The organism is Streptomyces sp. UNOB3_S3, assembly GCF_020740895.1.
In the GTDB taxonomy this organism is placed as follows: Bacteria; Actinomycetota; Actinomycetes; order Streptomycetales; family Streptomycetaceae; genus Streptomyces.
In genome coordinates, this window is sequence record NZ_JAILXP010000213.1 from 1 (window position 1) to 12519 (window position 12519).

Consider the following 12519-nt stretch of genomic DNA (forward strand, 5'->3'; position numbering starts at 1 on the left):
GGGGCTATGGGGAGGTGGGGTCGTACCGCTCGGTGGCCGACATCACCGGGCCGGAGTCCCTGGAGAAGGTCCGGGCCTACAAGCAGGAAATGAAACGAGCCGCCAAGAAGGCAGCGGTCAAGAAGGTGTGAGACCGCCCCCTCGGGCCTGCGGCGCGTCGCGCCGCGCGTCGGGCGGGGAGCGCCGGAAGACTGTCCCCATGAGCAGCGCCAAAGCATTCCTCGAAGGCGGCCCGGACGATCTGCCGGAGCGGGTCGTGCCGATCACCCCTCCCGGGGTCGAGCTGAAGGTCCAGTTCAGGGGTGGTTACGAGCACTTCAAGGCCACCCCGCGGCATCAGGACACGGCGGAGGGCCGGCTGCGCGTCTTCGAGTGGTGGGAGCGGACCGAGATCGCCGAGTGAGCCGGTGGTCGCCGTGGTCGCGACGGCGCGGAACGACCAGGAGAGCGGATTCCGGTGCCCGCAGTCCGGAATGCGGACCTCCGGCGAAAGAATTCTCGCTCAGGAGTTCCATGCATCACTCCCGGTATGCGGCTGATTGTCAGCATCGCACTCCCGCGCCATGGCTGCGCCGGGAGCCGCTCGCCCGGTAGGCTTTCCGTGTGATCTTCAAGCGCATCGGAAACGGGCGGCCGTACCCCGACCACGGCCGGGAAAGCACCCGCCAGTGGGCGGACGTCGCCCCTCGCCCGGTACGCCTGGACCAGTTGGTGACCACCAAGCAGCAGCTCGACCTCGAGACGCTGCTCGCGGAGGACTCGACGTTCTACGGCGACCTCTTCGCTCACGTCGTGAAGTGGCGTGGCGATCTCTACCTGGAGGACGGGCTGCACCGGGCCGTACGGGCCGCTCTTCAGCAGCGCCAGGTGCTGCACGCGCGCGTGCTCGAGCTCGACTGACCATCCGGGGCACCGCCCAGGGAACCACCCGGGGCAGCATCCAGGGCACCGTCCGGCGCATCACCCTCGGCGTACCTCTCCCGGCGCATCACCCCGGAAGCGGTCACATGGCCGGTTATTGACCCTTTTGGGTAGGGGTCCGGGCAACCCATTGATCATCTAGTAGGCAGCGGCTCCGCCCAGCACTACGCTGCGCTCATGAGCATGCTCACCCCTCCTGGCATGGGTGGTAAGTACCGCATCACGGGCCATCGGTTCCCGCACATGCGCCGCGCCCGCAACCGCCGAAGGATCGTGCTCGCCGGCACCGCCACGGCCGTTGTGCTGGGGCTGGCCGGGTGGGGAACGGTCCAGCTCGTCGACGTCTTCTCGGGCGGTCCCGCCACGACGCAAGCGGCGGCAGCCCCGCAGAAGCGGAACGGCGACTGCAAGAGCGGCTCCGACGCGGCCGAGGCGGCCGGCCGGAAGCTGCCCCGGGACGTGCCCCGGCCCGGCGACATCACCGTCAACGTCTACAACGCCACGCCGCGCGGCGGGCTCGCCAAGATCACGGCGGATGAGCTGGAACGGCGCGGCTTCAGGATCGGCAAGGTGGGCAACGCCCAGGCCGATTACGACAAAAAGGTGAACGGCACCGGAGTGTTGCTGGGGTCCCAGGAATCCCTGGAGGGCGCGCTCAGGGTGCTGGGCACCCAGCTCGCGGGGGCGGAGGCCAAGAGCGACCAGCGCGAGGGGCAGGACGTCGACCTCGTGCTGGGGGCGGCGTACCAGGGGCTGACGTCGCAGGAGGAGTCGGAGAAGGGGCTTTCCGCGCTGGAGCGTGGTGAGGTGCCGCCTTCGCCTTCTGCGCCGTCCCAGGCGCCGTCCTCGGCGCCGGCCTCCGCGCCCCCGAAGGCCAGCCCGCCCGCCAAGTGCTGACGCACGTCGGCGGGCGGTGCTGAGGTCAGTGGGCCTGTACGGCCCGGTGGGTGGTTTGTGCCCACCCGTTCCGCCTGGGGGCACCTCCCAGCGGTAGCTGGGGGAGGAACGACTGCCCACAAACCACCGGCTCGGGTCAGCCCGCGGTGCCGTACATGCGGTCGCCCGCGTCGCCGAGGCCCGGGACGATGTAGCCGTGCTCGTTGAGCCGCTCGTCGACGGAGGCGGTGACGACGGTCACCGGGGCGCCCTCGAGCTCGCGCTCCATGACCTCGACGCCCTCCGGCGCGGCCAGCAGGCAGATCGCGGTGACGTCGTCCGCGCCACGGGCGATCAGCTCGTTGATCGCGGCGACGAGCGTGCCGCCGGTGGCGAGCATCGGGTCCAGGACGTAGACCTGGCGACCGGAGAGGTCCTCGGGCATACGCGTCGCGTACGTCTCCGCCTTGAGGGTCTCCTCATTGCGGATCATGCCGAGGAAGCCGACCTCGGCCGTCGGCAGCAGCCGGACCATGCCGTCGAGCATGCCCAGGCCGGCCCGGAGGATCGGCACCACCAGCGGGCGCGGGTGGGAGAGCCGGACGCCGGTGGTGGCCGTCACGGGGGACTCGATGCTGACCTGCTCGGTGCGCACGTCGCGCGTGGCCTCGTACGCGAGCAGGGTGACCAGCTCGTCGCAGAGGCGCCGGAAGGTGGGGGAATCGGTGCGCTTGTCGCGCAGGGTGGTGAGCTTGTGAGCCACCAGGGGGTGGTCGACGACGTGGATCCGCATGACATCGACATTAACCGAGCTTTAATGCCCGAGCGCCCGCCCGGGCGCCACAGCGGGGCCACGAGGAGGCTTCGACGGTCTGTCGCAGCCCTGGCATCAAACCACCACTTAGGGGGAAAGTGGGCACGTACGCCCGGTCTGTCGCCGGGCGAGGACCTCGGCACGAGGTGGTGCTGCCCATGGCTGGCCGTGACAGGCGGGGATCCGGGTCGGCTGCCCGGACGCCCCGGGAAACAGCGGAAGCGGACCCCCGGAAACCGGGCTCCATAGACCCGGCGGGCCGGACGCCCGGCGAGCGGGCGGCCCCCGGACGGCCCCGGGAGACCGCCGGGGACATCGCCCGGCCCGCCGCCGGATCCGCCACCGGACCCGCCCCGGACGACGTGCCCGAGAGCGCCGAGGACCGCAGACGACGCCGCGCCCAGTTCCTCCGTGAGCTGAACGAGGCCAAGGAGCTGCGCGACCGCGTCCAGCCGCGCCGGGCGCGGGCCGCCCGGATGCGCCAGCAGATGCGGATGCGCACCTTCCGCTGGTGAGCGCCGGACCCGCCCGCGTCACGTCCGTACGGCGCCCTCACGGGCCCCACGTGAGCGACATCTCTCGGACTGCTGCACGACGCAGCGCGGAAGACCTCTCGCAACGCCCAGGTTTCTGCCACGATTCCGAGTGGGCGGGGTGGTCCCCGTCCGACCCGGCACCGCCTATGACCAGTGGGAGAGTCACGGTGTACTTCGCCGCAATGCTCGCGCGCACCGAAGACGGGTGGGTAGCGAGCGACACAGAACTCGACAACGTGGAGACCCTGTCCGACATCGCCGACCTCGCACGGGAGAACGCGGTCGACGACGACACGGTCCTGGTGCTCATCGAGCAGGAGGACGCCTGGTTCGGCGTCGTCCGGGTGGACGGCGAGGACGACCCCCGGGTCTACCTCTCGAACGCCGCTCTCGCCAACCGCAGCTCGTACGGGGCGATGCTCGTCGACGAGCTCACCGGCCGCGAGGACGGCGAGGACGACGATCTGGACGCCCTCGACCTCGACGGCACCGAGGACGGCGAACCCGAGACCGAGGAGGAGGACGACGGGGCGGCCGCCTCCGTCGCGCCCCACGGCCCGCTGGGCGACGGCAGGCTGCTGGACGACCTCGGGGTGAGCGAGAAGGAGCTCCTGGCCCTCGACGGGGACGCCCTCGGCACGATCGCCGACGCCCTCGGCTGCACCGATGTCCTGGAGGCCGTCCGCTGACGTCCGCCCGGACGGGTGCGCTCACACTGGTGCCATGAACGAAGCCGTCCACGACTCAGCCGTCCCCGTCCACGACCCGGTGCGCGACCCCTGGCTCGCCCCCATGCGGGCCGCCCTGGCGGAGGCCGCGGCGGCCCCCGCCACGGGCGACGTGCCGGTGGGCGCTGTCGTGCTGGACCGGGACGGCTCCGTCATCGGCCGCGGCCGCAACGAACGCGAGGCCACCGGCGACCCCACCGGCCACGCGGAGGTCCTCGCGATCCGCGAGGCCGCGCGGGCCGTCGGCGAGTGGCGGCTGTCGGGCTGCACGCTCGTCGTCACCCTGGAGCCCTGCACGATGTGCGCGGGCGCGATCGTCCTCTCCCGGGTGGACCGCGTCGTCTACGGCGCCGCCGACGAGAAGGCCGGTGCCGCCGGCTCCCTCTGGGACGTCGTCCGCGACCGCCGCCTCAACCACCGCCCCGAGGTGATCTCCGGGGTCCTCGCCGACGAGTGCGCCGAGCTGCTCACCCGCTTCTTCCGCGACCGGTGACAGGGCTGGTGACAGGGCTGGTGGCAAGGCCGGTGACACGACCGGTGACCAGGGCCACACCGCCGGAGCCCGGAACCGATTTCGGAGCACGGCCCACCGTCCGCTAAGCTCTCTCTCGGTAGCGTGTCCGAGCGGCCTAAGGAGCACGCCTCGAAAGCGTGTGTGGGGGCAACTCCACCGTGGGTTCAAATCCCACCGCTACCGCTCTTGGGAACCGCCCCGATCCGGATCACCGGATCGGGGCGGTTCTTTTTCTGAGCGCCCGAGGCCGCCCCGACGGCGGTTTTGCGCTGCCGGGCCGGCGTGACGCGCCCGGGAAGCGGGTCTCGGCAGATGGAATCCGGTCATCTCGCGGTCCGGACCAATCGGGGCGGCCGGCGGTGAAGCCCTTGCCCCGGATCGATGCCCGCGGCATCACGCTCCGTCAATCGATCAATTCCGGACCGTGTCGGAATCCCCCGTCTTGTGACACGGACCCACCGACCGGACGATCGGTCTGCGTTCCCGCGCGGGAAGCCGCGCGGGCTCTTCGAGGAGGACCGCATGAACGATCGTCTCAGTCTCGCGCCCGATGCCGCACGGCAGTTGGCCACCACCACCAAGACCACCCCGCAGATGCGCGGGATCACGCCGCGCTACCTGCTGCGCGCGCTGCCCTGGGTCGACGTCGAGTCCGGCGTCTACCGGGTCAACCGCCGCCGGACGTTCATCCTCGGCGACGACCGCATCAGCTGCTACAGCGAGGGCGGCGCCCACCGCGTCGTCCCCGAGGACCTGCGCGAACTGCCGTTCCTCCGCGAGGCGGACGAGGCGCTGCTGGCCGAACTCGCGGGCGCCTTCACCCAGGTGGCCTTCGAGCCCGGGCAGATCATCGGTGCCGAGGGCGAGACGTGCGACAAGCTGACCGTGATCGTCAGCGGTCGCGCCGAGAAGCGGGTCACCGGCCGGTACGGCGAGGACGCGCTGCTGGAGGTCATAGGCGACGGCCAGTTCTTCTGTCTGGACTCCTGGACCCGATGTCAGCCCTTGCCGTTCCGGGTCAAGGCGGTCACCTCCGGTGTCGCCCTGACCGTCGGGCTCGACGCGCTCAACGCGATCGCCGACCGGGACGCGGGCCTGCGGGCCGCGCTCGACGCCCACATCGCGGGCGAGGCCCCCCTGCCCGGCTCCGAGGTGCCCGTCGACCTCGCCTCCGGGCACACCGGCGAGCCCGAACTGCCGGGCACCTACGTGGAGTACGAGGACACGCCCCGCGAGTACCACATGACGCTCGCCCAGACCGTGCTGCGCGTCCACACCCGCGTCTCCGACCTGTACAACGCGCCCATGGACCAGACCCGGGTCCAGGCCGACCTCACCATCCAGGCGCTGCGCGAGCGCCAGGAGGCGATGATCCTCAACCACCCCGAGTTCGGCCTGTTCAACAACGTCGCCCCGGGCCAGCGCGTCCAGCCGCGCACCGGCGCGCCGACCCCCGACGACCTCGACGAGCTGCTGTCGAAGGTCTGGAAGCAGCCCAGCTTCTTCCTCGCCCACCCCAAGGCCATCGCCGCCTTCGGCCGCGAGTGCACCCGCCGGGGCGTCCCGCCGGTCATCGACACCCGCTTCGGCAGCCCGCTGATCACCTGGCGCGGCGTGCCGCTGCTCCCGTCCGACAAGGTGCGCTTCAAGGGCAACGGCGGCGCCGCGACCACCGAGATCCTGCTGATGCGCGTGGGCGAGGCCGAGCAGGGCGTCATCGGGCTGCGCCCGGCCGGGGTGCCGGACGAGGTCGAGCCGGGCCTGTCGATGCGGAACATGGGCACGGACCAGAAGGCCATCACCTCGTACCTGCTGACGGCGTACTTCAACGCCGCGGTGCTCGTGGAGGACGCCCTCGCCGTCCTCCAGAACGTCGAGGTGTCCAAGTACCATGACTATTCCTGACGTTCGGACGTACGGGCAGCCGTTACCGGCCGGTGCGCTTTCCGCCGGCACGGACCCGCGCCCGTACGAGCAGCCGGCGGCGGCCGCCGCTCCGGCGGTTCCCTCCACGGCCCCGCAGTCCACCCCGCCGCGCGGCGGCAGCGGCTTCGACCCCCTGGTGGCCCGGGCGGACGTCCCCGTGCTGCACCGCACCGTCAACGGCCATCCGCTCGTCTGGCTGGACAACGGCGCGACCACCCAGAAGCCGCGCCAGGTGATCGAGGCGCTCACCGCCTACTACGGCGCCGCCAACTCCAACATCCACCGAGGCGCCCACACCATGGCCCGCGAGGCCACGGAGACGTACGAGGCGGGGCGGGCGGCCGTCGCCGACCTGCTGGGCGCCGCCTCCCCGGACGACATCGTCTTCACCCGGGGCACCACCGAGGCCATCAACCTCGTGGCCCAGACCTGGGGACGGGCGAACATCGGGCCCGGCGACGAGATCCTCGTCGCCACGCTGGAGCACCACTCCAACATCGTGCCCTGGCAGTTGCTCGCCAAGGAGAAGCACGCCCGGCTCGTGCCCATCCCGCTCCTCCCGGACGGCAGCATCGACCAGGCCGCCTTCGCGGACCTGCTCTCCTTCCGCACCCAGCTCGTCGCCGTCAGCCAGGCGTCGAACGTGCTGGGCACCGTGCCGCCCGTGAAGGAGATGACCGCGCTGGCGCACCGCTACCAGGCGAAGGTGCTGGTCGACGGGGCCCAGGCGGTGGCGCACTTCCCCGTCGACGTCCAGGACCTGGACGCGGACTTCTACGTCTTCTCCGGGCACAAGCTGTTCGCCCCGACGGGCATCGGCGCGCTCTACGGCAAGCCGGAGCTGCTCGCCGCCATGCCGCCCTGGCAGGGCGGCGGCAACATGATCGACCAGGTCGACTTCCCGGCCAGCACCTACGCGCCCGTGCCGCACCGCTTCGAGGCCGGCACCGGGCACATCTCCGGGGTCGCCGGGCTGCTGGCGGCGATCAACTGGCTGACCGGCTTCGACCGTGAGGCCGTCGCCGCCTACGAGCACGGGCTGCTGGCCTACGCCGAGCAGGCCATGGCCCAGGTGCCGGGGATCGCCATCCTGGGCTCGGCACCCGAGAAGATCGCGACGCTGACGTTCACCCTGGCCGGGCACGACCCGGTCGACGTCGCCCGCTCGCTCGACCAGGACGGCATCGCCGTCCGCGCGGGGCACCACTGCGCCCAGCCCTCGCTGCGCCACTACGGCGTGGAGAGCGCGGCGCGGGCCTCGCTGGCGCTCTACAACACGCGGGAGGACGTCGACCGGCTGGTCGCGTCCCTGCTGCGGATGACAGCCGGAGGCGACGCCCCCGGCCGGTAGCGGACGCCCGGGCCCGCGTTCCCCCGTGGAGCGCGGGCCCGGTGTCCCCTCAGGCGTCGAGCATGGCGGCGAACATGCCGGGCTCGTAGGAGCCGCCCCGCTGGTGGACGATCACGGCGAGCCGGTTGGCCGCGTTGATCAGGGCGACCAGGGAGACCAGCGCGGCGATCTGGTCGTCGTCGTAGTGCTCGCGCACCCGCTCCCAGGTCCCGTCGGACACGCCCTCATGCGCGTCGGCGAGCCGGGTGCCCTCCTCGGCGAGCGCCAGCGCCGCCCGCTCGGCCTCGGTGAACACGGTGGACTCGCGCCAGGTGGCGACCAGGTGGAGCCGGACCGCGGTCTCACCGGCGGCCGCGGCGTCCTTGGTGTGCATGTCGACGCACCAGCCGCAGCCGTTGATCTGGCTGGCGCGCAGCGACACCAGCTCCTGCGTGGACCTGGGCAGCGTCGACTGCTGGATCACCATGCCGGCGTTGGCGAACCGCTTGCCGAACTTCACGCTGGTCTCGTTCTCGAACAGGTTGAACCGGGTGTCCATGGCTTCGTCCTCACTCGTCACTCGTCGTGTCGTACGGAACGAACATGAGATGCCGGCGCCACGCCCCCTGTGACGGGACGGCTGTGTGATGTGAACCATCGCCCCGGGGTGTCACAAAACCGCGGGGACCGGCGTCTTGTGCGCGTGGACGCGTCGACAGCGAACAGGTGGGAGCAGCCGGTGGAGAGCGGGAAGCACGAGGACAGCGGGCGCACGGATCCCGCCACGGATCCCGCCACCGAGGCGTTCGTCGCCCATCGCAATCTGCTCTTCACCGTCGCCTACGAGATGCTCGGCTCGGCCGCCGACGCGGAGGACGTCCTCCAGGAGACCTGGCTGCGCTGGTCGGGCGTCGATCTCGGCGTGGTGCGGGACCGGCGCGCCTACCTGGTCCGGATCACCACGCGCCAGGCGCTGGGCCGGCTGCGCGCGCTCGGCCGCCGCAAGGAGTCCTACGTCGGCACCTGGCTGCCCGAGCCGCTGCTCACCGCCCCGGACGTGGCCGAGGACGTCGAGCTGGCCGACAGCGTCTCCACGGCGATGCTGCTGGTGCTGGAGACGCTCGCGCCGACCGAGCGTGCGGTCTTCGTGCTGCGCGAGGTGTTCGCCCTCGGGTACGACGAGATCGCCGAAGCCGTCGGCAAGTCCCCGGCGGCGGTACGGCAGATCGCGCACCGGGCGCGGGCGCACGTCGCGGCGCGCCGGCCGCGCGGGGCCGTCTCCCCGGCCCAGACCCGGAACGCGCTCGACGCGTTCCGGCGGGCGGCCGAGACGGGCGACATCCAGGGCCTGCTCGACGTCCTCGCGCCGGACGTCGTCCTCCTGGGTGACGGCGGCGGCGTCAAGCAAGCCGTCCTGCGGCCGATCGTGGGCGCCGACAAGGTGGCCCGCCTGGTGATCGGCGGGCTCGCCAAGGTCGCCGCGGCGGCGGTCTCGCTGCGGCCGGCGCGGGTCAACGGCCACCCGGCGCTGGTCCTCCGGCTCGGCGGCGAGCTCGACAGCGTCCTGACGGTGCGCTTCGACGACGGCCTCATCACCGGGCTCTACGCCGTGCGCAACCCCGAGAAGCTGTCGCACATGGGGCGGGAGACCGCGCTGCGCCGCTGAGCCCCGGGCCCCTGGTCGCCGTCACCCTGATCGCCGCGATTCCGCGCCGGGCGGGAGCGGCACGCGTACTGTTTATTTCGCAGTATTTAGGATGATTTGACCAGGGATGACCGGATCTCAGCGAGGAGCGGACCGCCCGTGCCCGGTGACGAGGAGCCCCAGCCGGAACAGCAGCCCCTCCGGTTCCATGTGCTCGGCCCCGTACGGGCCGACCGCGGCGGGCAGCCGCTGCCGCTCGGCTCCCCGCAGGAGCGCGCGGCCCTCGCGATCCTGCTGCTGCGCGACGGCCGCTCCCTCACCACCTCCGAACTCGTCGACGCCCTCTGGGGCGACGACCCGCCCCACCGCGCCACGGACACCCTGCGCGCCTACGTCACCCGGCTGCGCGCCGTCCTGGAGCCCGGCCGGCCCTTCCGGGGCCGCGCGAAGGTGCTCGTCTCCACCGGCGGCGGCTACGCCGTGCGGGTGCCGCCCGGAAGCCTGGACGCGACCGTGTTCGAGGACCACCTCGCGGCCGCCGCCACCGCCCGCGCGAGCGGCGACCCCGCCGGGGCGTACGCGCGGCTGACCGCCGCCCTGGCCCTGTGGGAGGGCACCGCGCTGGCCGGGCTGACCGGCCCGTACGCCGAGGCGGAGCGCGCGCGGCTCACCGAACTGCGCGCCACCGCCCGCGAAGACCACTTCGAGTGCGCCCTCGCGCTGGGCCGGCACGCCGAATCGGTGGCCGGGCTGCGCGCCCTGACCGCCGAACAGCCCCCGCGCGAGAAGCCGCGCGCCCTGCTGATGCTGGCCCTCCACCGCGCCGGGCGGCAGGCCGAGGCCCTCGCGGTGTTCAGCGAGACGCGGCGGCTGCTTCCCGAGGGGCCCGGTCCCGAACTCGTCCGGCTGCGCGAACGGATCCTCTCGGGCGATCCCGGGCTCGCGGCTCCGGCCGCCCCGGTCGCCCCGGTCGCCCCGGCCGCCGACACGCGGGACGTGGTGGAGCCCGTACCCGCGCGCCCCTCACCCGACCTGCTGCCGCCGGACCCCGCCGGCTTCACCGGCCGCGAGACCCTCACCGCCGAGGTGCGCACGGCCCTCACCGCCGGGGCCGTCGCCGCCGGAGCCGTCGCCGCCGGGGCCGTCGTCGTCCTCACCGGCCCCGGCGGCACCGGCAAGACCGCGCTGGCCGTGCACACCGCCCACGCCGTCCGCACCGGCTACCCCGACGGCCTCCTCCACCTCGACCTGCGCGGCACCGGCCCCGAGCCGGTCGACACGGGCGCGGCCCTCGCGGACCTGCTGTACGCGCTCGGCGTCACCGACGCCGCCCTGCCCGACGACGTGGAGCGCCGGGCCGCGCTCTACCGCTCCCTGCTCGCCGACCGGCGCGTGCTCGTCGTCCTCGACGACGCCCACGACGCCGCGCGGGTGCTCCCCCTGCTGCCCGGCGCGCCCGGCTGCGCGGCGCTCGTCACCACCCGCGACCGGGACCTCGTGCTGCCGGACGCCCGGACGGTGGAGGTGGACGCCATGGAGGAGAAGGAGGCACTGGCCATGCTGACGGCGGCCGGCGGCGGCCGCGTCGCCGCCTCGGCCGTCGCCGGGGGCGACGCCGCCCGGTCCGTCGTCGCCGCCTGCGAACGGCTTCCGCTCGCCCTGCGTATCGTCGGCGCCCGCCTCACCGCGAGCCCTGCCTGGAACCCGGCCGACCTCGCGGCCCGGCTCGCGGAGGAACGGCACCGGCTCGACACGCTGCACGTCGATCCGCACGCCGATCCGCACGCCGACTCGCACGCCGACTCGCACGTCGGCGAACCCCGCACCGGCGCCCTCGCCCTCGCCCTGGAAACCGTCTGCCGCGTCGCCCACGACGCCCTGGACCCCGAGGCGGCCCGCGCCTTCCGGCTGCTGGCCCTCCCCGACGCCGGGCCGCTCGACGCCGCCTCGGCCGCCGCCGTCCTCGACCTCCCGGAGACCGCGCGGGCCGAGGCCGTCACCGGCGAGCTCACCCGCGCCGGGCTGCTGGAGTCCCCCGCCCCGGGCCGCCACGGCCACCACGCCCTGGTGCGGCTGTTCGCCCGGCGGCAGAGCGAACGCACCGACAGCCCGCCTGTCCGCGACGCGGCGCTGCTGCGCCTCCTGGACCACCAACTGGCCACCGCCGTCACCGCGCTCCTGCGCCTGACCCCCGACAGCCCCCTGCCGCGCCACCTCCTCCACCACCTCGCCACCGCGGGCCTCCCCCTGGCCGACGCCGGCGCCGCCCGCGCCTGGACGCACGACGCCCACCCGAGCGTGCTCGCCACCGTGCGGCAGGTCCTGGCGCAGGACGTCCCCGAAGCCCTGCGCCCCGCCGTCGACCTGCTGACCGTCTGGGCCGCCCTCGCCGCCGGCACCGCGCGCCGCCAGGACCTTGAGCCGCCCGCCCGGCAGGCCCTGGACCGGGCCCGGGAACAGGGCGACGACACCGCCGCCGCCCGTGCGCTGCGCCTCCTCGCCGCGCCCCGCCCCGGCCCGGACACCCCCGGGCGCGCCGAGCACGATCTGCGGGAGGCCCTGCGCCTGGCCGAGGAGGCCCACGATCCGCTCACGGCCCTCCTCGCCGCGCACGAACTCGGCGTCGTCCTGCTGGAGCTGGACCGCGCCGACGAGGCGCTGCCCCTGCTCGTCCGGGCCGAGGAGGGGCTCGGCCGGGAGGGCGCGCCGGGCGCCGCCGCGGAGGCGCTGGCCCACGCGGCACGCGCGTACATCGCGCTGGGCCGGGCCGAGGAGTCCCTCGCCGCCGCCGACGCGGCGACCGAGCGCGCCCGGGAGCCCGGGCACGGCCGGGCTCTCGCGCTGGTGCTCCTCCAGACGGGCCGCGCCCATCTGCGGGCCGACCGGACGTCGGCGGCCGCCGACCGGCTGCGGGAGGCCCTGGCCGTGGAACCGGAGGGGACGGATCCGCGCCGGGAGGCCCTGGTGTGGGCGTGGCTGGCGCACTGCCGGCTCGCCCAGCTCCGGCACCGTGAGGCCGTCGCGGCCGCGGACCGCGCGCTGGCGCTGGAGGCCGGGCCCGGGGACCAGCGCGTCCGGGGGCTGGCCCTGGCCGCCCGCGGGCGGGCCCAGCTGGCGCTCGGCGAACCCCGGCTCGCCGAGGGCGCGCTGCGGGAGGCGTACGACGTGCTGGCGCGGCGTGGCGCGCCGGAGGCGGTGGAGGTGGCGGCGCTGCTGGACGAGGAGTTCC

At 73.8% G+C, this 12519-nt stretch carries 12 protein-coding genes, 1 tRNA gene and 1 pseudogene; 12 read left to right on the top strand and 2 right to left on the bottom strand.

Annotation, left to right across the window (positions count from 1 at the left end; all coding sequences use genetic code 11):
* From K6I33_RS22020 to K6I33_RS22035, 4 genes and pseudogenes are all read left to right on the top strand, one after another.
* Positions 1 to 131, top strand: a pseudogene (locus K6I33_RS22020) (Fe-S cluster assembly protein HesB); the annotation flags it as partial.
* A 68-nt stretch (positions 132 to 199) separates the two neighbouring features.
* Entirely contained in the window at positions 200 to 403 is a 204-nt protein-coding gene (locus tag K6I33_RS22025; protein ID WP_229355683.1) for a DUF5988 family protein, read from the top strand.
* Between the two features lie 200 nt (positions 404 to 603).
* A complete protein-coding gene (locus K6I33_RS22030) occupies positions 604 to 900 on the top strand; it encodes a type II toxin-antitoxin system VapB family antitoxin (RefSeq protein ID WP_004929488.1) in 297 nt (98 codons plus the stop codon).
* A gap of 198 nt (positions 901 to 1098) precedes the next feature.
* A complete protein-coding gene (locus K6I33_RS22035; RefSeq protein WP_229355685.1) occupies positions 1099 to 1818 on the top strand; it encodes a LytR C-terminal domain-containing protein in 720 nt (239 codons plus the stop codon).
* 136 nt (positions 1819 to 1954) lie between these two features.
* Here K6I33_RS22035 and upp read toward each other — a convergent pair whose 3' ends face one another.
* On the bottom strand, positions 1955 to 2590 hold the full coding sequence (upp, locus tag K6I33_RS22040; RefSeq protein WP_229355688.1) for a uracil phosphoribosyltransferase: 636 nt from the start codon (positions 2588 to 2590) through the stop codon (positions 1955 to 1957).
* Positions 2591 to 2856: 266 nt separating this feature from the next.
* Here upp and K6I33_RS36380 point away from each other — a divergent pair, with 266 nt between their 5' ends.
* From K6I33_RS36380 to K6I33_RS22070, 6 genes are all read left to right on the top strand, one after another.
* Positions 2857 to 3126, top strand: coding sequence for a hypothetical protein (locus K6I33_RS36380; RefSeq protein WP_374285578.1), 270 nt, complete (start codon positions 2857 to 2859; stop codon positions 3124 to 3126).
* A 188-nt stretch (positions 3127 to 3314) separates the two neighbouring features.
* Positions 3315 to 3836, top strand: a complete 522-nt coding sequence (locus K6I33_RS22050; RefSeq protein ID WP_229355690.1) for a hypothetical protein — start codon at positions 3315 to 3317, stop codon at positions 3834 to 3836.
* Positions 3837 to 3870: 34 nt separating this feature from the next.
* Positions 3871 to 4368: a tRNA adenosine(34) deaminase TadA gene (tadA, locus tag K6I33_RS22055; protein ID WP_229355692.1), complete on the top strand. Its 498-nt coding sequence runs from the start codon at positions 3871 to 3873 to the stop codon at positions 4366 to 4368.
* Between the two features lie 117 nt (positions 4369 to 4485).
* Positions 4486 to 4572: transfer RNA gene (locus K6I33_RS22060), tRNA-Ser, on the top strand.
* Positions 4573 to 4911: 339 nt separating this feature from the next.
* Positions 4912 to 6294, top strand: a complete 1383-nt coding sequence (locus K6I33_RS22065; protein ID WP_229355694.1) for a family 2B encapsulin nanocompartment shell protein — start codon at positions 4912 to 4914, stop codon at positions 6292 to 6294.
* Positions 6281 to 7666: a cysteine desulfurase gene (locus tag K6I33_RS22070; protein WP_229355696.1), complete on the top strand. Its 1386-nt coding sequence runs from the start codon at positions 6281 to 6283 to the stop codon at positions 7664 to 7666. Before K6I33_RS22065 ends, K6I33_RS22070 begins: the two co-directional genes overlap by 14 nt.
* A 49-nt stretch (positions 7667 to 7715) precedes the next feature.
* Here K6I33_RS22070 and K6I33_RS22075 read toward each other — a convergent pair whose 3' ends face one another.
* Positions 7716 to 8204, bottom strand: coding sequence for a carboxymuconolactone decarboxylase family protein (locus tag K6I33_RS22075; RefSeq protein ID WP_229355710.1), 489 nt, complete (start codon positions 8202 to 8204; stop codon positions 7716 to 7718).
* Positions 8205 to 8384: 180 nt separating this feature from the next.
* Here K6I33_RS22075 and K6I33_RS22080 point away from each other — a divergent pair, with 180 nt between their 5' ends.
* Positions 8385 to 9311 (top strand): RNA polymerase sigma-70 factor, encoded by a 927-nt coding sequence (locus tag K6I33_RS22080; RefSeq protein ID WP_229355699.1) that lies wholly within the window; start codon positions 8385 to 8387, stop codon positions 9309 to 9311.
* Positions 9312 to 9449: 138 nt separating this feature from the next.
* On the top strand, positions 9450 to 12519 hold a 3070-nt coding region (locus tag K6I33_RS36070; protein WP_308297266.1), incomplete at its 3' end, for a BTAD domain-containing putative transcriptional regulator.